At 62.5% G+C, this 19,872-nt stretch carries 19 protein-coding genes, 2 tRNA genes and 1 rRNA gene; 11 read left to right on the top strand and 11 right to left on the bottom strand.

Annotation, left to right across the window (positions count from 1 at the left end):
- Positions 1–102: 102 nt before the first annotated feature.
- From KHO27_RS19745 to tyrS, 4 genes are all read right to left on the bottom strand, one after another.
- Positions 103–178: transfer RNA gene (locus KHO27_RS19745), tRNA-Ala, on the bottom strand.
- 24 nt (positions 179–202) lie between these two features.
- Positions 203–279 (bottom strand) — tRNA-Ile (locus KHO27_RS19750).
- Positions 280–365: 86 nt separating this feature from the next.
- Positions 366–1,902, bottom strand: a 16S ribosomal RNA gene (locus KHO27_RS19755).
- 623 nt (positions 1,903–2,525) lie between these two features.
- Positions 2,526–3,725: a tyrosine--tRNA ligase gene (tyrS, locus tag KHO27_RS19760; protein ID WP_214500663.1), complete on the bottom strand. Its 1,200-nt coding sequence runs from the start codon at positions 3,723–3,725 to the stop codon at positions 2,526–2,528.
- Positions 3,726–3,938: 213 nt separating this feature from the next.
- Here tyrS and KHO27_RS19765 point away from each other — a divergent pair, with 213 nt between their 5' ends.
- Together KHO27_RS19765 and KHO27_RS19770 are read left to right on the top strand one after the other, a co-directional pair.
- Positions 3,939–5,354 carry a peptidoglycan DD-metalloendopeptidase family protein gene (locus KHO27_RS19765; protein WP_110697520.1) on the top strand — a complete coding sequence of 472 codons (1,416 nt, stop codon included), beginning with the start codon at positions 3,939–3,941 and terminating at the stop codon, positions 5,352–5,354.
- A gap of 4 nt (positions 5,355–5,358) precedes the next feature.
- Positions 5,359–6,450 (top strand): anhydro-N-acetylmuramic acid kinase, encoded by a 1,092-nt coding sequence (locus tag KHO27_RS19770; protein WP_110697518.1) that lies wholly within the window; start codon positions 5,359–5,361, stop codon positions 6,448–6,450.
- Positions 6,451–6,497: 47 nt separating this feature from the next.
- On the opposite strand, the gene erpA is transcribed toward KHO27_RS19770, so the two are convergent.
- Both erpA and argC read right to left on the bottom strand, forming a co-directional pair.
- The gene (gene erpA / locus KHO27_RS19775; protein WP_023629312.1) at positions 6,498–6,848 is read right to left on the bottom strand and encodes an iron-sulfur cluster insertion protein ErpA; all 351 of its coding nucleotides are present in this window, start codon (positions 6,846–6,848) and stop codon (positions 6,498–6,500) included.
- Between the two features lie 145 nt (positions 6,849–6,993).
- A complete protein-coding gene (gene argC, locus KHO27_RS19780) occupies positions 6,994–8,028 on the bottom strand; it encodes an N-acetyl-gamma-glutamyl-phosphate reductase (RefSeq protein ID WP_023629311.1) in 1,035 nt (344 codons plus the stop codon).
- Between the two features lie 140 nt (positions 8,029–8,168).
- On the opposite strand from argC, the gene hemJ reads away from it, so the two are divergent.
- The 7 genes from hemJ (at position 8,169) to KHO27_RS19815 (ending at position 13,009) form a co-directional block, all read left to right on the top strand.
- Positions 8,169–8,594: a protoporphyrinogen oxidase HemJ gene (hemJ, locus tag KHO27_RS19785; protein ID WP_110697514.1), complete on the top strand. Its 426-nt coding sequence runs from the start codon at positions 8,169–8,171 to the stop codon at positions 8,592–8,594.
- A 30-nt stretch (positions 8,595–8,624) separates the two neighbouring features.
- Positions 8,625–9,581: an NAD(P)H-dependent flavin oxidoreductase gene (locus KHO27_RS19790; RefSeq protein WP_110697512.1), complete on the top strand. Its 957-nt coding sequence runs from the start codon at positions 8,625–8,627 to the stop codon at positions 9,579–9,581.
- 51 nt (positions 9,582–9,632) lie between these two features.
- Positions 9,633–10,415, top strand: coding sequence for an SDR family NAD(P)-dependent oxidoreductase (locus tag KHO27_RS19795; protein ID WP_110697510.1), 783 nt, complete (start codon positions 9,633–9,635; stop codon positions 10,413–10,415).
- Between the two features lie 64 nt (positions 10,416–10,479).
- Positions 10,480–10,818, top strand: coding sequence for a histidine triad nucleotide-binding protein (locus tag KHO27_RS19800; RefSeq protein WP_011531867.1), 339 nt, complete (start codon positions 10,480–10,482; stop codon positions 10,816–10,818).
- A 66-nt stretch (positions 10,819–10,884) separates the two neighbouring features.
- Positions 10,885–11,532, top strand: coding sequence for a 2-polyprenyl-3-methyl-6-methoxy-1,4-benzoquinone monooxygenase (gene coq7, locus KHO27_RS19805; RefSeq protein ID WP_023629307.1), 648 nt, complete (start codon positions 10,885–10,887; stop codon positions 11,530–11,532).
- A gap of 11 nt (positions 11,533–11,543) precedes the next feature.
- The gene (locus tag KHO27_RS19810; RefSeq protein WP_111532031.1) at positions 11,544–12,581 is read left to right on the top strand and encodes a DUF2157 domain-containing protein; all 1,038 of its coding nucleotides are present in this window, start codon (positions 11,544–11,546) and stop codon (positions 12,579–12,581) included.
- A 14-nt stretch (positions 12,582–12,595) separates the two neighbouring features.
- Positions 12,596–13,009 (top strand): hypothetical protein, encoded by a 414-nt coding sequence (locus tag KHO27_RS19815; RefSeq protein WP_250888387.1) that lies wholly within the window; start codon positions 12,596–12,598, stop codon positions 13,007–13,009.
- A 19-nt stretch (positions 13,010–13,028) separates the two neighbouring features.
- Here the strand turns inward: KHO27_RS19815 and KHO27_RS19820 are convergent, their stop codons facing one another.
- Positions 13,029–13,451, bottom strand: a complete 423-nt coding sequence (locus KHO27_RS19820; RefSeq protein ID WP_023532673.1) for an OsmC family protein — start codon at positions 13,449–13,451, stop codon at positions 13,029–13,031.
- Positions 13,452–13,641: 190 nt separating this feature from the next.
- Between KHO27_RS19820 and crp the strand changes: the two genes are divergently transcribed.
- A complete protein-coding gene (gene crp, locus KHO27_RS19825) occupies positions 13,642–14,286 on the top strand; it encodes a cAMP-activated global transcriptional regulator CRP (protein WP_110697544.1) in 645 nt (214 codons plus the stop codon).
- On the opposite strand, the gene KHO27_RS19830 is transcribed toward crp, so the two are convergent.
- From KHO27_RS19830 to KHO27_RS19845, 4 genes are all read right to left on the bottom strand, one after another.
- Complete coding sequence (locus tag KHO27_RS19830) at positions 14,283–14,987, bottom strand: lipoate--protein ligase family protein (RefSeq protein ID WP_110697506.1); 705 nt, start codon at positions 14,985–14,987, stop codon at positions 14,283–14,285. The two genes, crp and KHO27_RS19830, sit on opposite strands and share 4 nt — an antisense overlap.
- A gap of 126 nt (positions 14,988–15,113) precedes the next feature.
- Entirely contained in the window at positions 15,114–15,947 is an 834-nt protein-coding gene (trpC, locus tag KHO27_RS19835) for an indole-3-glycerol phosphate synthase TrpC (protein WP_110697504.1), read from the bottom strand.
- The gene (trpD, locus tag KHO27_RS19840) at positions 15,944–16,993 is read right to left on the bottom strand and encodes an anthranilate phosphoribosyltransferase (RefSeq protein WP_102685216.1); all 1,050 of its coding nucleotides are present in this window, start codon (positions 16,991–16,993) and stop codon (positions 15,944–15,946) included. Before trpD ends, trpC begins: the two co-directional genes overlap by 4 nt.
- 9 nt (positions 16,994–17,002) lie before the next feature.
- Positions 17,003–17,596 (bottom strand): aminodeoxychorismate/anthranilate synthase component II, encoded by a 594-nt coding sequence (locus KHO27_RS19845; RefSeq protein ID WP_023629300.1) that lies wholly within the window; start codon positions 17,594–17,596, stop codon positions 17,003–17,005.
- A gap of 373 nt (positions 17,597–17,969) precedes the next feature.
- Here KHO27_RS19845 and estP point away from each other — a divergent pair, with 373 nt between their 5' ends.
- The gene (estP, locus tag KHO27_RS19850; RefSeq protein ID WP_214500664.1) at positions 17,970–19,871 is read left to right on the top strand and encodes an esterase EstP; all 1,902 of its coding nucleotides are present in this window, start codon (positions 17,970–17,972) and stop codon (positions 19,869–19,871) included.
- The last annotated feature ends 1 nt before the right edge of the window (position 19,872 follow it).

Below are 19,872 nucleotides of genomic sequence, written 5' to 3' on the forward strand. Positions count from 1 at the left end.
TATCCGAATTTTTAAAGAACGATCTGACAAAAGTCAGAAATCAACATTCATTGCCGAATGTTCATTTCTAAGTTCTGAGCAGTGCTGCGAAACCTGAAAGAGTGGTGGAGCCAAGCGGGATCGAACCGCTGACCTCCTGCGTGCAAGGCAGGCGCTCTCCCAGCTGAGCTATGGCCCCATTTGACCAGCCGCACCAAGTAATTGGTAGGTCTGGGCAGATTTGAACTGCCGACCTCACCCTTATCAGGGGTGCGCTCTAACCAACTGAGCTACAGACCTATAACAGGGTCGCGTTACAGCATCGTCTTTACACAATGAATCAAGCAATTCGTGTGGGAGCTCATCAGCAGGCTGATGTCTTCGATTAAGGAGGTGATCCAGCCGCAGGTTCCCCTACGGCTACCTTGTTACGACTTCACCCCAGTCATGAATCACACCGTGGTAACCGTCCTCCCGAAGGTTAGACTAGCTACTTCTGGTGCAACCCACTCCCATGGTGTGACGGGCGGTGTGTACAAGGCCCGGGAACGTATTCACCGCAACATTCTGATTTGCGATTACTAGCGATTCCGACTTCACGCAGTCGAGTTGCAGACTGCGATCCGGACTACGATCGGTTTTGTGAGATTAGCTCCACCTCGCGGCTTGGCAACCCTCTGTACCGACCATTGTAGCACGTGTGTAGCCCAGGCCGTAAGGGCCATGATGACTTGACGTCATCCCCACCTTCCTCCGGTTTGTCACCGGCAGTCTCCTTAGAGTGCCCACCATAACGTGCTGGTAACTAAGGACAAGGGTTGCGCTCGTTACGGGACTTAACCCAACATCTCACGACACGAGCTGACGACAGCCATGCAGCACCTGTGTCAGAGTTCCCGAAGGCACCAATCCATCTCTGGAAAGTTCTCTGCATGTCAAGGCCTGGTAAGGTTCTTCGCGTTGCTTCGAATTAAACCACATGCTCCACCGCTTGTGCGGGCCCCCGTCAATTCATTTGAGTTTTAACCTTGCGGCCGTACTCCCCAGGCGGTCAACTTAATGCGTTAGCTGCGCCACTAAAATCTCAAGGATTCCAACGGCTAGTTGACATCGTTTACGGCGTGGACTACCAGGGTATCTAATCCTGTTTGCTCCCCACGCTTTCGCACCTCAGTGTCAGTATCAGTCCAGGTGGTCGCCTTCGCCACTGGTGTTCCTTCCTATATCTACGCATTTCACCGCTACACAGGAAATTCCACCACCCTCTACCATACTCTAGCTCGCCAGTTTTGGATGCAGTTCCCAGGTTGAGCCCGGGGCTTTCACATCCAACTTAACGAACCACCTACGCGCGCTTTACGCCCAGTAATTCCGATTAACGCTTGCACCCTCTGTATTACCGCGGCTGCTGGCACAGAGTTAGCCGGTGCTTATTCTGTCGGTAACGTCAAAACAGCAAGGTATTAGCTTACTGCCCTTCCTCCCAACTTAAAGTGCTTTACAATCCGAAGACCTTCTTCACACACGCGGCATGGCTGGATCAGGCTTTCGCCCATTGTCCAATATTCCCCACTGCTGCCTCCCGTAGGAGTCTGGACCGTGTCTCAGTTCCAGTGTGACTGATCATCCTCTCAGACCAGTTACGGATCGTCGCCTAGGTGAGCCATTACCTCACCTACTAGCTAATCCGACCTAGGCTCATCTGATAGCGCAAGGCCCGAAGGTCCCCTGCTTTCTCCCGTAGGACGTATGCGGTATTAGCGTTCCTTTCGAAACGTTGTCCCCCACTACCAGGCAGATTCCTAGGCATTACTCACCCGTCCGCCGCTGAATCAAGGAGCAAGCTCCCGTCATCCGCTCGACTTGCATGTGTTAGGCCTGCCGCCAGCGTTCAATCTGAGCCATGATCAAACTCTTCAGTTCAATACTGCTTGGGTTTTTAAGAAACCCTAAACTTGGCTCAGCAATCTCAAATGACTATGTGACTTCTCGCATGGCCACTTGTGATGCTGATAATCTTGGCGACTATCAGTCCATACTCACAAGCACCCACACGAATTGCTTGATTCAATTTGTTAAAGAGCGGTTGGCTAAGCGCTTTTCGTCTCAACCGAGGCGCGTATTCTACGCTTTCCTCATTTCGTGTCAAGCGTTTATTTTGAAGTATTTTGCGAGAAACCCGTTCAACTTCAAACACTTGACTCGCTGCGATCTCTCGTAGCGGGAGGCGAATCATACAGCGTTACAACCTGCTGTCAACTGCCTTTTTCACCGCTGCCGATCAGATGACCGAAGCACTTCCGATACTACCTGAAACACTCAACTTATTGATTAACAAGAGGTTTTGCGTTTCGACTACGTCGGAAGTGGGGCGCATTATAAGGGGATCTGAAACCCCGTCAACCGTTAATTTCATAAAAATCAAAAAGATCGCGCCAGGTGCTCGCCGACGCCCTGCCACCCTGGCACCTATATAAGCAGCGCTAAAACAAAAGCGGGGAGACCTACCGGCCTCCCCGCTTCTATATAACTACACCTGCAGGCAATCACTCAGCCTTGAGGGTAACCCGAGCAAACGCCTTCTTGCCCGCCTGGCACACGTGGGTCGCGCCGAGCACAAACATGAAGTCACGGTCGATCACCTCACCATCCACCTTGACCGCGCCTGCGCCGAGCAGATCCCGCGCCTGCGCCGAGTTCTTCACCAGGCCAGCCCGGTTCAGCACGGCGGCGATCGGCAGATTTTCAGCAGCGGCCACTTCGATCTCCGGCAGGTCTTCTGGCAGCTCGCCTTCCTTCATGCGGTTACCCGCAGCACGGTGCGCATTGGCCGCGGCCTCTTCACCATGGAAACGCGCCACGATTTCCTCGGCCAGCTTGATCTTGATGTCACGCGGGTTGGCACCGTTCTCGACATCCGCCCGGAACTGATCGATCTCTTCCATCGAACGGAAGCTCAGCAGTTCGAAGTAACGCCACATCAAGGTATCGGGAATCGACACAAGCTTGCTGTACATCACCCCAGGGGCTTCCTGGATGCCGACATAATTGCCCAGCGACTTGGACATCTTCTTCACGCCATCCAGCCCTTCAAGCAGCGGCATGGTGACGATGTTCTGCGCCTCCTGGCCATAGGCGCGCTGCAGCTCGCGGCCCATCAGCAGGTTGAACTTCTGGTCGGTACCACCCAGCTCGACATCGGCCTTCAAGGCGACGGAGTCATAACCCTGGACCAGCGGATAGAGAAACTCATGGATCGCGATTGGCTGGTTGGTGGTGTAGCGCTTGTCGAAGTCATCGCGTTCGAGCATGCGCGCCACGGTGTACTGCGAGGCCAGGCGAATAAAGTCGGCAGGCGTGAGCGTGTCCATCCAGGTGGAGTTGAACGCCACCTCGGTCTTCGCCGGGTCGAGAATCTTGAAGACCTGCTGCTTGTAGGTCTCGGCGTTGTCGAGCACCTGCTCGCGGGTCAGCGGCGGGCGAGTAGCGCTCTTGCCGCTCGGGTCGCCGATCATGCCGGTGAAGTCGCCGATCAGGAAGATGACCTGGTGGCCCAACTCCTGGAACTGACGCAGCTTGTTGATCAGCACCGTGTGCCCCAGGTGCAGGTCGGGCGCGGTTGGGTCGAAGCCCGCCTTGATGCGCAGCGGCTGGCCGCGCTTGAGCTTCTCCACCAGTTCCGACTCGACCAATACCTCTTCCGCACCGCGCTTGATAAGCGCCAGCTGCTCTTCAACCGACTTCATAGACAGACCCGCAACGCTAGGATTCAAGGGGAGCCAACCATACAAGATCGGCCATCAAATACAAGTTTCGCAACGGATTGTGACCCGAACGGCGCACCGCAACGTCTACGCGCCCTTGCGTGAGAATGGATTTGGTTATATTTTATACAGTTATTTCATCTTCATCATGTCATTCATCTTTTCCATTTCACCTTTTTCAAAGTCACCTTACCTATGACCAACGAAACGCCTAAAGCGCCCCCGCTTTATCCGAAAAGCCATCTGTTGGCCGCCAGCGGCATCGCCGCCCTTCTCAGTCTGGCTTTGCTGGTGTTCCCCTCCAGCGAAGTGGAAGCCAAGAAAACCACCCTCAGCCTGGAGCTGGAAAGCCCGGCCGAACAGCTCAAGGACGAGGCCAGCGGCGCCCCGCTGGTCCAGGCCGAACAAAACAGCGACTCGCCCTTCGCCCAGATCGAAGGCGCGACGCCCGAAACCGCCAAGGCAGAACCCGCGCCTGCCCCTGCAGCCAAACAAGAGGACAAGGCCCCTGGCCATCGCGAGGTGGTCGTCAGCCGCGGTGATACGCTCTCGACCTTGTTCAACAAGGTTGGCCTGCCTGCCAACGTCGTTCACGACGTGCTGGCCAGCAACAAGCAGGCCAAGCAGTTCAGCCAGCTCAAGCATGGCCAGGTGCTGCAATTCGAGCTGGACAAGGACGGCCAACTGGCAAGCCTGCACAGCAAGGTCAGCAACCTCGAGACCATCCGCCTGAACCGCACCGACAAGGGCTTCGCCTTCGAGCGCGAGGTCAGCAAGCCGGTGGTGCGCACCGCCTACGCCCACGGCGTGATCAAGAGCTCGCTGTCCGCCTCCGCCCAGCGCGCCGGCCTGTCCCACAGCATGACCATGGACATGGCGCGCATCCTCGGCTACGACATTGATTTCGCCCAGGACATCCGCCCGGGCGACGAATTCGACGTGGTCTATGAGCAGAAAATGATGGACGGCAAAGTGGTCGGCACCGGCAACATCCTCTCCGCCCGCTTCACCAACCGCGGCAAGACCTACACCGCCGTGCGCTACACCAACAAGCAGGGCAACACCAACTACTACACCGCCGACGGCAACAGCCTGCGCAAGGCGTTCATCCGCACCCCGGTGGATTTCGCCCGCATCAGCTCGCGGTTCTCCGCCGGCCGCAAGCACCCGATCCTCAACAAGATCCGCGCGCACAAGGGCGTGGACTACGCCGCGCCACGCGGTACGCCGATCAAGGCTGCAGGCGACGGTCGCATCGAGCTCGCCGGGCGCCGTGGCGGCTACGGCAACACCGTGATCATCGCCCACGGCAACTCGTACAAGACGCTCTATGGCCACATGCAGGGCTTCGCCAAGGGCATCAAGACCGGCTCCAGCGTCAAGCAGGGGCAGATCATCGGCTACATCGGCACCACCGGCCTGTCGACCGGCCCGCATCTGCACTACGAGTTCCAAGTCAATGGCGTGCACGTCGACCCACTGAGCCAGAAAGTGCCAATGGCCGACCCGATCGCCAAGGCCGAGCGCCAGCGCTTCAACCAGCAGAGCCAGCCCCTGATTGCCCGCATGGATCAGGAAAAGGCCACTCTGCTCGCAGCCAACAAGCGCTGAGCCCATGGCGCTCTACCTGGGGGTGATGTCCGGCACCAGCCTCGATGGGCTGGACATCGCCCTGATCGAGCAAGACGAGCAGCTGCGGCTGCTCGCCACCCACTACATCCCCATGCCCATCGACCTGCGCCAGGACCTGCTCGGCCTCTGCGCCAGCGGCCCCGACGAGATCGCCCGTGCCGCCCTTGCGGAGAACCGCTGGGCCACACTGGCCGCCCAGGGCATCAACCACCTGCTGGACGCCCAAGGCCTGGGCCCCGAGGCCATTCGCGCCATCGGCAGCCACGGCCAGACTGTTCGCCATGAGCCGGCCCGCGGCTTCACCGTGCAGATCGGCAACCCCGCCCTGCTGGCCGAACTCACCGGCATCTGCGTGGTGGGCGACTTCCGCCGCCGCGACGTGGCGGCAGGCGGCCAGGGCGCTCCCCTGGTACCGGCATTTCACGAGGCCTTGTTCGGGCATCTCGGCCAGTGCCTGGCGATCCTCAACGTAGGCGGTTTCAGCAACCTCAGCCTGATCGAGCGGGAGCAACCGGTACATGGCTTCGACTGCGGGCCGGGCAATGTGTTGCTGGATGCCTGGATCGAGCGCAAGCAAGGCCAGGCCTTTGATGCCAATGGCGCCTGGGCGGCCAGCGGCTGCGTGCAGCACGGCCTGTTGAACGCGCTACTGAGCGATCCATTCTTCGCCGGCAGCGGCCCGAAGAGCACCGGACGCGAGGTGTTCAACCTGCCGTGGCTGGATGCCCACCTGGCCCGGCTACCCGCTTATCGCGACGAAGACGTCCAAGCCACGCTGCTGGAGCTGACAGCCCACACCATCATCGACTCGCTACGCCAGGCTCAGTCGGGGACTGAAGCCCTGCTGGTCTGCGGTGGTGGCGCCCGCAACGGCGTCCTCATGGCTCGCCTGGCCGCCCTGCTGCCTGGGGCGAAGGTTGCCAGCACCGCCGCGCATGGCGTGGACCCCGACTGGGTGGAGGCCATGGCCTTCGCGTGGCTGGCCCATTGCTGCCTGGAAGGCATTCCCGCCAATCGGCCCAGTGTGACCGCCGCCAGAGGCCTGCGTATCCTCGGCGCGATCTACCCCGCCTGAATGTAAAACGCCGCGCAAATGCGCGGCGTTTTTTTTGCCCAACCTGATCAGATCGAGAACGACGAACCGCAACCGCAGGTGGTGGTGGCGTTCGGGTTCTTGATCACGAAGCGCGAGCCTTCCAGCCCCTCCTGGTAATCCACCTCGGCGCCGGCCAGGTACTGGTAGCTCATCGGGTCGACGACCAGTGCAACGCCTTCGCGCTCGACGATGGTGTCGTCATCGGCCACGTCCTCATCGAAGGTGAAGCCGTACTGGAAGCCCGAGCAACCGCCGCCGGTCACGAACACACGCAGCTTCAGCCGGTCGTTGCCCTCTTCGCTGACCAAGGTCTTCACCTTGTGCGCAGCCCCGGGGGTGAACTCCAAAGCCGTGGGGGTGAAGGATTCGACGCTCATGTTGATTCTCCCGGCGCAGTGCCGCCATAAAACTCGATGGGGCGTATTATCCGCTTGTCCGAGAAAATCGGTCAAGAATTGTGCGGCTTTAGTCGGCCCCACGAAAAAGGCCCGCACGCGGCGGGCCTTGGCGACGTACGCTGGCTTACGGCAGCAGGCCCGCGTGGGACAGGCCCATGCGCTCATCCAGGCCGAACAGGATGTTGAGGTTCTGCACCGCCTGGCCCGACGCGCCCTTGACCAGGTTGTCGATCACCGACAGCACCACCACCAGGTCACCGCCCTGCGGCCGGTGCACGGCGATGCGGCAGACGTTGGCACCGCGCACGCTGCGGGTTTCCGGGTGGCTGCCGGCGGGCATCACGTCGACGAACGGTTCATTGGCATAGCGCTTCTCGAACAGCGCCTGCAGGTCGACAGACGTGTCGGCGACCGTCGCATAGAGCGTGGCATGGATGCCGCGGATCATCGGCGTCAGGTGCGGCACAAAGGTCAGGCCGATGTCCTTGCCGGCTGCCTGGCGCAGGCCCTGGCTGATCTCCGGCAGATGACGGTGGCCCTTGACCGCATAGGCCTTCATGCTTTCACCAGCCTCGCAGAACAGCGAGCCCACAGCGGCACCACGCCCGGCGCCGCTGACGCCCGACTTGCAGTCGGCGATCAGGCGCGACGGATCGGCCAGGCCAGCCTCCAGAAGGGGCAGGAAGCCGAGCTGGGTGGCGGTCGGATAGCAACCCGGCACTGCGATCAGCTGCGCCTGGCGGATCTTCTCGCGATTCACCTCAGGTAAACCGTAGACCGCGTCCTTGAGCAACTCTGGGGCGCCGTGAGGCTGGCCGTACCACTTGCCCCACTCGACAGCGTCCTGCAGGCGGAAGTCGGCGGACAGGTCGATGACCTTGGTCCCGGCGGCCAGCAGCTCGCCGGCCAAGGCGTGGGCGACACCATGGGGCGTGGCGAAGAACACCACATCGCAGGCCGCCAGGGTCTTGCTGTCCGGAACGCTGAACGCCAGGCCGTCGTAGTGGCCGCGCAGGTTCGGATACATGTCGGCAACCGCCACGCCCGCCTCGGAGCGCGAAGTGATGACCGCCACTTCGGCCTGTGGATGCTGCGCCAGCAGACGCAGCAGTTCGACACCGGTGTAACCCGTGCCGCCGACGATACCGACCTTGATCATGACGCTTGCCCCTTATCAACGAGACCACTGGAAAGCGCACGATAATAGGGGGCCAAGGCGCCTGTAACAACTCTTGGGATGACCCTTCGGCCCCTTGGACTCTACTATCTGACGACCGTGAAAACCTGAAGGAACTCCCCATGCTCTATCTATGGATCAAGGCGCTGCATATCGTCAGCGTGGTCTGCTGGTTCGCCGGCCTGTTCTACCTGCCACGGCTGTTCGTCTATCACGCCCAGAGCCAGGACAGCATCAGCCTCGATCGATTCGTCACCATGGAGCGCAAGCTGTACCGGGGCATCATGAACCCGGCGATGATCGCCACCTATGTGTTCGGCGGCTGGATGCTGTACCTGAACCCCGGCTGGCTGAGCCAGGGCTGGCTGCACGCCAAGCTCACCCTGGTCGCGCTGCTCACCGTCTACCATCACATGTGCGGCGCCCAGCGCAAACGCTTCGCCGCCGGCACCAACACCCGCAGCCACGTGTACTACCGCTGGTTCAACGAAGCACCGGTGCTGATGCTGCTGGGCGTCGTAATTCTCGTGGTGGTCAAACCGTTCTGACGATATCCACCCGCCTACAGGAGTTTCGCCATGTCCCTGCCCGCCTCGCTCGCAAAACACCTGCGCTTGCCTCTGGTTGCGGCGCCGATGTTCCTGATTTCCAACCCCCGGCTTGTGCTGGCCTGCTGCGCCAATGGCGTGGTGGGCAGCTTCCCGGCGCTGAACCAGCGTGACAGTGCAGGGTTCAAGGCCTGGCTGGAGGAGATCGAAGCAGGGCTGGACGAACTGCAGGCACCTGCTCCCTATGCGGTAAATCTCATCGTGCACCCGAGCAACCCGCGTCTGCAGGCCGACCTTGCACTGTGCGTCGAACATCGGGTCCCCATCGTCATCACCAGCCTCGGCGCGGTGAAGGAGGTGGTCGATGCGGTGCACGGCTATGGCGGCCTGGTGTTCCATGACGTGACGACCCGTCGCCACGCCGAAAAGGCCGCAGAGGCAGGTGTCGACGGCCTTATCGCGGTGGCGGCCGGGGCCGGGGGCCATGCCGGCACCTGGAGTCCGTTCGCCTTGGTTGCGGAGATCCGCCAGTTCTTCGACAAGACCCTGCTGCTGGCGGGCTGCCTCAACCATGGCCACGAACTGCTGGCCGCGCAATTGCTGGGGGTGGACCTCGGCTACATGGGCACACGCTTCATCGCCACCCGCGAGAGCCAGGCCCAGGACGCCTACAAACAGATGATCCTGGGCGCAGGTGCGGCCGATATCGTGCATACCCCGGCAGTGTCCGGCATCCCCGCCAGCTTCCTGCGCCAGAGCCTCGAGCAGGCCGGGTACGACCTGGCCGCGCTCAAGAGCAACCACGAGGCCGGTAAGCTCAAGCCGCTGGACGAGGAAGCCAAGGCCTGGAAGACCGTATGGTCGGCCGGCCAGGGTGTCGGCGAAATCCATGACCTGCCCACTGCCGGTGACCTGATCGGGCGCTTGCAGGACGAATACCAAGCGGCCCTCGAACGCAGCCAGCAGCTGCGCAGCAACGCCTTGTAGCAAAACGGCCACGCTGTACACTAGGCGCCCCTTTCGCCCCAGGAGCCTTGCATGACCCGTTACGCCATGATCACTGGTGCTTCCAGCGGCCTGGGCCTGGCCCTGGCGGAGGCTCTGGCACGGCGCGGGCGCAACCTGATCCTGGTGGCACGCCAGCGCGAAACGCTGGAGCCGGTGGCCATCGAACTCACCCAACGCTTTGGCGTGGAAGTGCTGTTCCGTGCCTGCGACCTCAGCCAACCCTTGCGCCTGTCGGGCTTCGTGCTTGAGCTGGAGGAAGGCGAGCGGCGTATCGACCTTCTGGTCAACTGCGCGGGGCAGCGCACCTACGGGCCATTCCTGGCGCATGAATGGGCCGATGAGCAGGACCTGCTCGAGGTCAACATCCTCGCGCTCAGTCGCCTGTGCCATGCCATCGGCAACCTGATGGCGATCCAAGGTGGCGGGCAGATCCTCAATGTCGCGGGACTTGCCGGCGTCGCCCCCGGGCCGTGGATGGCCGCCTATGCGGCCAGCAAGGCCTATGTGCTGAGTTTTTCCGAGGCGTTGCGCGAAGAGCTGAAACGCACCGGAATCAAGGTATCGGTGCTGTGCCCCGGACCGGTGCGCTCCGCCAGACGTCGCATTCCCCGGCTGGAAGGCAACACCCGCTGCCTGAGTCCCGAAGAAATCGCCCTGTATACAGTGCGCGCCCTGGACAAGAACCGCGCCCTGATCCTGCCCGGCAGGCGCAACCGCTGGCTGGCCTTCGCCCCACGCCTGCTACCGCGCTGGCTGGCGCGCAAGCTGGCCGGCGTTATCCATCGGCGCTACTGCCCGGTCGGCATGGAATAGCCACTGGGCGAGCAGCGTCGGGCTCAGTACACTCAGCCCCGACAATCACCATGGAGCACGTGCTGTGGACGATCTATTCCTCAAAATCATCAACCGGGAAATCCCGGCGGATATCATCTATGAAGATGACCAGATCCTGGCCTTCAAGGACATTGCCCCAGCGGCGCCTGTGCATTTTCTGGTCATTCCGAAAAAACACATCCGCACCCTCAACGACCTGACCGAAGAGGACAAGGCCCTGGCCGGCCATATTCTGTTCACCGCCCAGCGTCTGGCCGTCGAGCAGGGCTGCGAGGAAGGCTTCCGCGTCGTCATGAACTGCAACCCGAAAGGCGGCCAGACCGTCTACCACATCCACATGCACGTGCTTGGCCAGCGCCAGATGCACTGGCCGCCGGGCTGATCCAAGGCAAGCCCGCCCAAGGGTATTGAGGTAGACTGTCGGGCATCACTTCAGCGGAGGTGCCCGATGGCTACCGAACGTCACTACTCGCCGCTCGACCGCTTGTTGCTGCAGGCCGATACCGCCATGCGCACCTTGCTGCCCTTCAGCGGCCAACCCGCCCGCCCCTCGCCGGCCATCGTCCAGCCGGACGCCGAGCTCGATGAGCAGCAGTCCCGCCATATCGCCGGCCTGATGCGCATCAACCACACCGGCGAAGTCTGCGCCCAGGCGCTGTACCAGGGCCAAGCCCTGACCGCCAAGCTGCCCCAGGTGCGCAAGGCCATGGAGCATGCGGCGGAAGAAGAAATCGACCACCTGGCCTGGTGCGAGCAGCGTATTCGCCAGCTCAACAGCCACCCCAGCGTGCTCAATCCGGTGTTCTACGGCCTGTCGTTCGGCATCGGCGCCCTCGCCGGGCTGGTCAGCGACAAGGTCAGCCTGGGCTTCGTCGCCGCTACCGAGCATCAGGTGTGCAAGCACCTGGACGAACACCTGGAGCAGATCCCCGAGAACGACGGCAAGTCCCGCGCCATCCTCGAACAGATGCGCGTCGACGAGGAACACCATGCCGAGTCCGCGCTGGAAGCCGGCGGCTACCGCTTCCCGGCGCCCGTGCGCTTTGGCATGAGCCTGCTGGCCAAGGTCATGACCAAGAGCACCTACCGTATCTGAGGTTTCCCCGCATGGACCGCTTCGACGCCAGGGACCTGGCTCACGCCGTGACTGCCGGCATCCTGCAGCCCGGCCAAGACCAGGCCCTGCTGGCGTTCCTGCGCCAGCAACCGCCCAGCCGTGCCAGCTTCCAGCTGGCCCACGTCGCCTTCTACCTGGGCGCGCTGCTGATCATGGGCGCCATGGGCTGGATGCTCACCGAGGCCTGGATGCGCATCGGCGACAGCGCGCTGCTGGCTTTCGCCTTGCTGTATATCGTCGGCATCACCCTGTTCGCCCTCTCCCTGCAGCGTCGCGCCCAACCCATTGCCGCCGGTGTGCTGGCCGCCGTGGCCGTGAGCATCGTGCCGCTGGCGGTATTCGCCATCGAGCGGTTGGTCGGCTGGTGGCCGCTAAACGACATCAGAGGTGGCTACGACTGGTACTTCACCCATGTACAGGGTGGCTGGGTGGTGATGGAAGTGGCGACGGTACTCGCCGGCCTGCTGATGCTGCGCCTGATTCCCTTCCCGTTCATCGTCATGCCGATTGCCGTGGCGCTGTGGTTCATGTCCATGGACCTCAGCGAATGGTTCCACGGCGAGGTATTCACCTGGGAGCAACGGCGCACGGTATCGCTGTGGTTCGGCCTTGGCCTGCTGCTGGTCTTCCTCGTGGTCGACGGGCGCACCAAGCGCGACTATGCCTTCTGGGGTTATCTCGCCGGACTGGCGGCATTCTGGGGTGGGTTGACGCTGATGAACAGCGCCAGTGAATGGGGAAAATTCCTCTATTGCCTGATCAACCTGGGACTGATGGGCCTGGCGGTGCTGCTGCGCCGGCCGGTATTCATGGTCTTTGGCGCGATGGGCGTGGCGGTCTACCTCGGGCATCTTTCCCACGAGGTGTTCGCCGATTCGCTGTTGTTCCCGGTGGTACTCAGCTTGATCGGCCTGGGTGTGATCGCCCTGGGCGTGCTCTACCAGAAACGCCGCGAGGCAATGAGCGAGCAGCTTCGAGCAAGATTACCCGCCGGCCTGTTGCAGTGGCTGCCAGCGCTGCGTCGTTGATCATGCGCTTGGCAATGACCCGATTGCTGCAGAGCCTGGCGCTGCCCCTGGTCGCCTACCTGTTCGTTTGCCTGATGCTCGCCAGCGTCGGGCAAGATCCTTTCAGCCTGGAACTGCCAACGCTCACCGACCCCGAAAGCAACAGCACCGTCGAACTGTTGCTGAGTACATTACCCGGGCAATTGCTGTTCCTGCTGCTCGGTGGCTTTGTTGTCAGCCGCCGGTTGCTGGTCGGCATGTTCGTACTGGCCGGCATCATCACGGCGTGGCTGCAGTGCGCGCTGTTTGCCGAGCACTTCGGCACCACCTGGAGCAACCTTGAAATCCTCATGTTGCTCGGCGTGAATACGCCGTGGCTGTTGCTCGCGCTGGTCCCCGGGGTGATGTTGCTGCTGGTCGCCGAACGCCTGCGCCAGCAAAGCGCCTGACAATCAGGCGCCAGGGGCTTCAACCGAGCTCGACGATTTCGTAACCGTGGGTGATCTCCACACCGGCACGCTCGAGCATGATCGACGCCGAGCAGTACTTCTCGGCCGACAGCTCCACTGCGCGCTTGACCTGCGCCTCTTTCAGCCCTCGCCCTTTGACCACGAAGTTCATGTGGATCTTGGTGAACACCTTGGGGTCTTCACCGGCACGCTCAGCTTCGAGGAAGGCTTCGCAGCTCTCCACGGCCTGGCGGGATTTCTTGAGGATGCTGACCACGTCGAAGCTGCTGCAGCCACCCAGGCCAAGCAGGAGCATTTCCATCGGGCGCACGCCCAGGTTGCGGCCTCCTGCTTCGGGGGGCCCGTCCATGACCACGACGTGGCCACTCCCCGACTCGCCGAGGAACATCGCTTCACCGGCCCACTGGATGCGTGCCTTCATCAATCCGGACTCCCGATCTCGTAAAAGGGTGTCAGCTTAGACCTTGTGAGGCTGTCGGAAAAGCTCAAGCCGCGGCGCTTTTGTGCCGATTCAAGTTGAAGTGTCTGATAAGCTGGCGCCAAATGACTGGCGCATGCTGCCAGGCAGCCTCTATAAAAAGCCAATGCGTCGCATCGAACAGGATTTCGTGATGGTCTCCTCAGCCCTGCCACCCAAGATCAAGAACATCGACAAGCTGCTGGCCCACTGCCAGCGCCGTCGCTACGCCGCCAAGAGCAACATTATCTGCGCGGGTGACCGGGCCGAGACATTGTCGTTCATCATCAAGGGCTCGGTGACCATCCTTATCGAGGACGACGACGGCCATGAGATGATCATCGCCTACCTCAACAGCGGCGACTTTTTCGGCGAGCTGGGGCTGTTCGAGCCGGTCGGTCAGGAGCATCAGCGCAGCGCCTGGGTCCGCGCCAAGACCGAGTGCGAAGTGGCCGAGATCGGTTACGACAAGTTCCGCGAGCTGGCGCGCCTGGAGCCGGACATCCTCTACGCCCTGGGCAGCCAGATGGCCCAGCGCCTGCGCAACACCACGCGCAAGGTCGGCGACCTGGCGTTCTTCGACGTTACCGGCCGCGTCGCCCGCTGCCTGCTCGACCTGTGCAAGCAGCCTGATGCCATGACCCACCCCGATGGCATGCAGATCAAGATCACCCGCCAGGAGATCGGCCGGATCGTCGGTTGTTCACGGGAGATGGTCGGCCGCGTGCTAAAGGACCTCGAGGAACGCAGCCTGGTGCAGGTCAAGGGCAAGACCATGGTGGTCTACGGCACCCGTTAGTCTGTCGGCAGCGCCGCGAGCACCTGCGCATAAGCCTGGTTCAGACGCTCGCACCAGGGCGCGGCGGGCGCCACTTCGTGCAGGGCAATATGGCTGTCGGCGCGGCAGCGCTGCGGCAGATCGCAGCATTCATTGAAGCGGTTGACCGCCGCGACCATCGATTCGCGCTCGTTGTCCAGTAACAACGCACCATGCACCAGCACCACCGGCCGTTTGCCGCCCAGGCCCTGACGCCAGCGCTGGGCCGTGCCGACCAGCTTGCGGCCATTGAGGTTGACGTTGTAGCGGCCATCACAGAAGGCGCCGTCGATCTCGCCCACCGAGGCCACACCGCCCCATTCGCGCAAGACATCGCACAGCGGCAGGCACAGCCGCTCGTAGGCGTTCTCGATGCGGCCATGGTCGCCTTCGCTGCGCGGCGCGACGTAGACCAGTGCCACGTTCACGGTTGCATGGGATTGCGGCACAGGCTCACCGCCGGTTTCGCGCAGCAGCACCGGCCAACCGGCAATCGCAAGTTCCGCGCAGGCGGCCTCGAAGTTGTCCAGGCGGCTCATGCGTCGGGGCATGACCAGGGCATGGTCGGTCGGGCGCCAGAACAGCACGCCGGATTCGCGCTCGCCGCGGCAGACGGCGGCCAGCAGGTCCTGCTCGGCATGCAAGCCTTGTTCGACGGTGAGGGCCAGGGGTTGATCGGTCATTGATCCACCTTTGATGTGATGTTCACCGGCCTCATCGCGGGGCAAGCCCGCTCCCACGCTGGAACGGTGCCGCAATGAGGCCCTCGAATACGAAAAAGCCGGCAAAAACGCCGGCTTTCGGTTCGATCAGTCCAGTTGCTGAACAGTCTTCTTCACTTGCTCGGGGAAGAACAGCCGCTGCAACTCCAGCCCTGGCTGCTCGGCGCGCATGAACGCCTCGCCGACCAGGAAGGAGTACACCTCGTTGATTTCCATCAGCTCGACATCGGCCCGGTTGAGGATGCCGCTTTCGGTAATCGCCAGACGGTCACGCGGGATGCGCGGCAGCAGGTCGAGGGTGGTCTCCAGGCTGACCTCGAAGGTATGCAGGTTGCGATTGTTGACCCCGACCAGCGGTGTATCGAGGGTCTTCAGCGCACGGTCCAGTTCATCGCCGTCATGCACTTCGACCAGCACGTCGAGGCCGACGTCCTTGGCCGTGGCCGCCAGCTCCGCCATTTTCACGTCGTCTAGCGCCGACACGATCAACAGCACGCAGTCGGCACCCAAGGCGCGGGCCTCGACGATCTGATAAGGATCGACCATGAAGTCCTTGCGGATCACCGGCAGCGAAACGGCGGCACGCGCCTGCTGCAAGTAGATGTCAGCGCCCTGGAAGTAGTCCACGTCGGTCAGCACCGACAGGCAGGTTGCGCCACCCCTCTCATAGCTGACGGCAATTTCCGCCGGCACGAAGTGTTCGCGGATCACGCCCTTGCTCGGCGAAGCCTTCTTGATTTCGGCGATGACCGCCGGCTGCTTGCGCCTGGCCTGCTCGATCAGGGCATTGGCAAAGCCACGCGGGGCATCTGCTGCCTTGGCCAGGCGCTCGAGCTCACCCAGGCTGACCCGCGCGCTGCGCTCGGCCACTTCCTGGAACTTGCGGGCGATGATCCTTTCCAGCACCGTCGGTACACTCATGCTTCGTTCTCCACCTTGAATACCGCGGTAAAGGCGCCCAGCTCCTGGAGTTTTTCCCAGGCCAAGCCGGTGTGCAGGACATCGTGAGCCAGCTCGACACCCTGGGCCAGGGTCATCGCGTGATCAGCGGCATACAGCGCCGCGCCAGCGTTGAGCACGATCATCTCGGCGGCCTTCTGGCCGTTCTCGGTCTTGCGCCGGCCCAGGGCATCGCGGATCAGTTCCAGCGAGGCCTGCGGGCCCTCGACCGCCAGGCCATGGAGGCTCTGGCTCTTCATGCCGAGGTCTTCCGGCTCGACCCAATACTCGGTGATCTGGTCGTTCTTCAGTTCAGCGACAAAGGTTGGCGCAGCCAGGCTGAACTCGTCCAGGCCATCCTTGGAGTGCACCACCAGCACATGCTTGCTGCCCATGCGCTGCAGCACTTCGGCCAATGGGCGGCACAGGGCCTGGGTGAACACGCCGACCACCTGGTGCTTCACACCGGCCGGATTCGTAAGCGGGCCGAGCATGTTGAACAAGGTACGCAGCCCCAGTTCGCGACGCGGGCCAGCGGCGTGCTTCATCGCGGTATGGTGGGTCTGGGCGAACATGAAGCCGATGCCGAGGCTGTCGATGCAGCGGGCCACCTGGACCGGGGTCAGGTTCAGGTAAATGCCCGCAGCTTCCAGCAGGTCGGCGCTGCCGCTCTTGCCGGAAACGGCGCGGTTGCCGTGCTTGGCCACCGTGCAGCCCGCAGCCGCCAGCACGAAGGCCGAGGCGGTGGACACGTTGAAGATGTTGGCGCCGTCGCCACCGGTGCCGACGATGTCGACCACGCCGTCGAGGGTCTTGAGCTCGACCTTGTCGGCCAGCTCACGCATCACCGACACCGCGCCGACGATCTCGTCGATGCTCTCGCTCTTCATGCGCATGCCCATGAGGAAGGCACCGATCTGCGCCTCGCTGCACTGGCCGGTCATGATCTGGCGCATGACGTCGCGCATTTCCTCGGTGGACAGGTCCAGGTGGCCGACAATGCGGCTCAAAGCGGTCTTGATTTCCATGATCGGTCCTTAACGGCGTCCGCCGGTCTGCTTGAGGAAATTGGCGAACAGCTCGTGTCCCTGCTCGGTGAGGATGGATTCCGGATGGAACTGTACCCCCTCCACGTTCAGGGTTTTATGACGCAGGCCCATGATCTCGTCGACAGAGCCGTCTTCATGCGCGGTCCAGGCGGTCACTTCCAGGCAGTCGGGCAACGTGTCGCGCTTGACCACCAGCGAGTGGTAGCGGGTCACGGTGAGCGGGTTGTTCAGGCCAGAGAACACCCCCAGGTCGCGGTGGAACACCGGGCTGGTCTTGCCGTGCATCACCTGGCGGGCACGCACCACGTCACCGCCATAGGCCTGGCCGATGGACTGGTGACCCAGGCACACGCCGAGGATTGGCAGCTTGCCGGCAAAATGCAGGATGGCCTCGATGGACACACCGGCCTCGCTCGGCGTGCAGGGGCCCGGGGAGACGACGATGCGCTCGGGATTCAGGGCTTCGATCTGGGCGATGGTCATTTCGTCATTGCGAATGACCTTGACCTCGGCACCGAGCTCGCCGAGGTACTGCACGACGTTGTAGGTGAAGGAGTCGTAGTTGTCGATCATCAGTAACATCTGGAACGAACCTCTTGAATACTGACTTTTGATTCGAGCCTTCCCTGCTGCCATGGGCGCGGGAAAGTTCCGCAGTGAGCGGCGGGTAAAGCGAAAGGAAGGCAAACAGGAGCGGGCCGGGCATGCCGGCAAGAGATAAAGTCAGGCGCGCCAACGCCAACGGGCGACGGCCTTGATAACGCGCATCAAGAGTTTGCTGACGATCAACACGGGGTAGGTCTCGTTCATACGTCAGGGCACAGTAGCCTACCGGGGCGACGGGCGCAATACGCCCGTAAACACGGGGAAACCAATGCGATGGTGGGCGAAGACCGGCGATTTGCTAAGGTCATGCGGCTTGCTTCGATAAAAACAACGAAAAGGATATTCATGCATGCGCAAGACTCCCTTCCTGTACTCCGCCCTCGGCATCCTCGCCCTGGCTTGCAGCCAGGCGATGGCCGGCCCCTCCCCTTATTCATCGCTCATCGTCTTTGGCGACAGCCTCAGTGATGCCGGGCAGTTTCCCGACCTGACCGGCGGCACGCCAGGCATGCGTTTCACCAACCGCGATGCCGATGGCAACTACGCGCCCGTCTCGCCGATGATCCTGGGGGGCAGGCTGGGCTTTTCGGGATCTGCCCTGGGACCATCGACATCACTCAGCAACCAGCTGCAAGGCACGCCCGACGGCAACAACTGGGCCGTCGGCGGCTACACCACCCAGCAGATCCTCGACTCGATCACCGACACCTCGAAAGCCGTCATCCCGCCCGGGCGCCCTGGCGCGGGGGTGGTCCTGCGCGAGCGTGACGGTTACCTAGCCAACGGCCTGCGCGCCGACCCCAATGCCCTGTACTACCTGACCGGTGGCGGCAACGACTTCCTCCAAGGCCTGGTCAACAGCCCCGCTACCGCTGCCGCAGCTGGCGCCCGCCTGGCGGCCAGCGCCCAGGCGCTGCAACAGGGCGGAGCGCGCTACATCATGGTCTGGCTGCTGCCAGACCTGGGACAGACACCGAACTTCAGCGGCACGCCCCAGCAAGGGCCGCTGTCGCAACTGTCCGCCGTGTTCAACCAGTCGCTGGTCAGCCAGCTCGGGCAGATCGACGCCGAGATCATTCCGCTCAACATCCCCACCCTGCTGCAGGAGGCCCTCACCAGCCCCGCCCAGTTCGGCCTGGCCGCCGACCAGAACCTGGTCGGCACCTGCTACAGCGGCGACGGCTGCGTGGGCAACCCGGTCTACGGGCTGAACGGCACTACCCCGGACCCGACCCGGCTGCTGTTCAACGACTCGGTGCACCCGACCATCGCCGGCCAGCAGTTGATCGCCGACTATGCCTATTCGATCCTGGCCGCGCCGTGGGAGCTGACCCTACTCCCGGAAATCGCCCACGCCAGTATCCGCGCCCACCAGGATGAACTGCGCAACCAGTGGCAGACACCCTGGCAGGCCGTCGGTCAATGGCAGGCCTTCGTCGCCACCGGCGGCCAGGACCTGGACTTCGGCAGCCAGCGCAGCGCCGCCAGTGGTGACGGGCGCGGCTACAACCTGACCCTCGGCGGCAGCTACAGGCTCGACGAAGCGTGGCGCGTGGGGCTGGCGGCCGGCGTGTACCGGCAAAAGCTCGAGGCGGGCCAGGATGACTCGGATTACAAGCTCGACAGCTACCTTGCCAGCGCCTTCGCTCAGTTCCGCCGGGATCGCTGGTGGGCTGATGCGGCATTGACCGCCGGTCACCTGGATTACCGCGACCTCAAGCGCACCTTCGCCCTGGGTGTGAACGACCGCAGCGAGAAAGGCAACACCGATGGCGAGGCCTGGGCCGTCACCGGCCGGGTGGGCTACAACCTGGCGCCCGAGAGCAGCCACTGGCAACTGGCGCCGTTCATCAGTGCCGACTATGCGCGGGTCAAGGTCGATGGCTACGACGAGAAGAGCGGCCGCTCCACGGCGCTCGGTTTCGACGATCAGGAACGTACATCACGTCGGCTCGGGGCCGGCCTGCTGGGTAGCGTGCAACTGCTGCCGACGACAAAGCTGTTTGCCGAGGTGGCCCGCGAGCATGAGTTCGAGGATGACCAGCAGGACTTGCGCATGCACCTGACCAGCCTGCCGGCGAACGACTTCACCCTCACCGGCTATACACCGGACAGCAACCTGACGCGGGCCAGCCTGGGGGTGAGCCATGAACTGGTGCCGGGGGTGAACCTGCGGGGGAACTACAATTGGCGCAAGAGTGATGAGTTGCGCCAGCAGGGCGTGAGCGTGGCGTTGAGCCTGGACTTCTAAG

Origin of the sequence: Pseudomonas sp. RC3H12, assembly GCF_018596375.1 — a bacterium.
Classification (GTDB): Bacteria; Pseudomonadota; Gammaproteobacteria; order Pseudomonadales; family Pseudomonadaceae; genus Aquipseudomonas.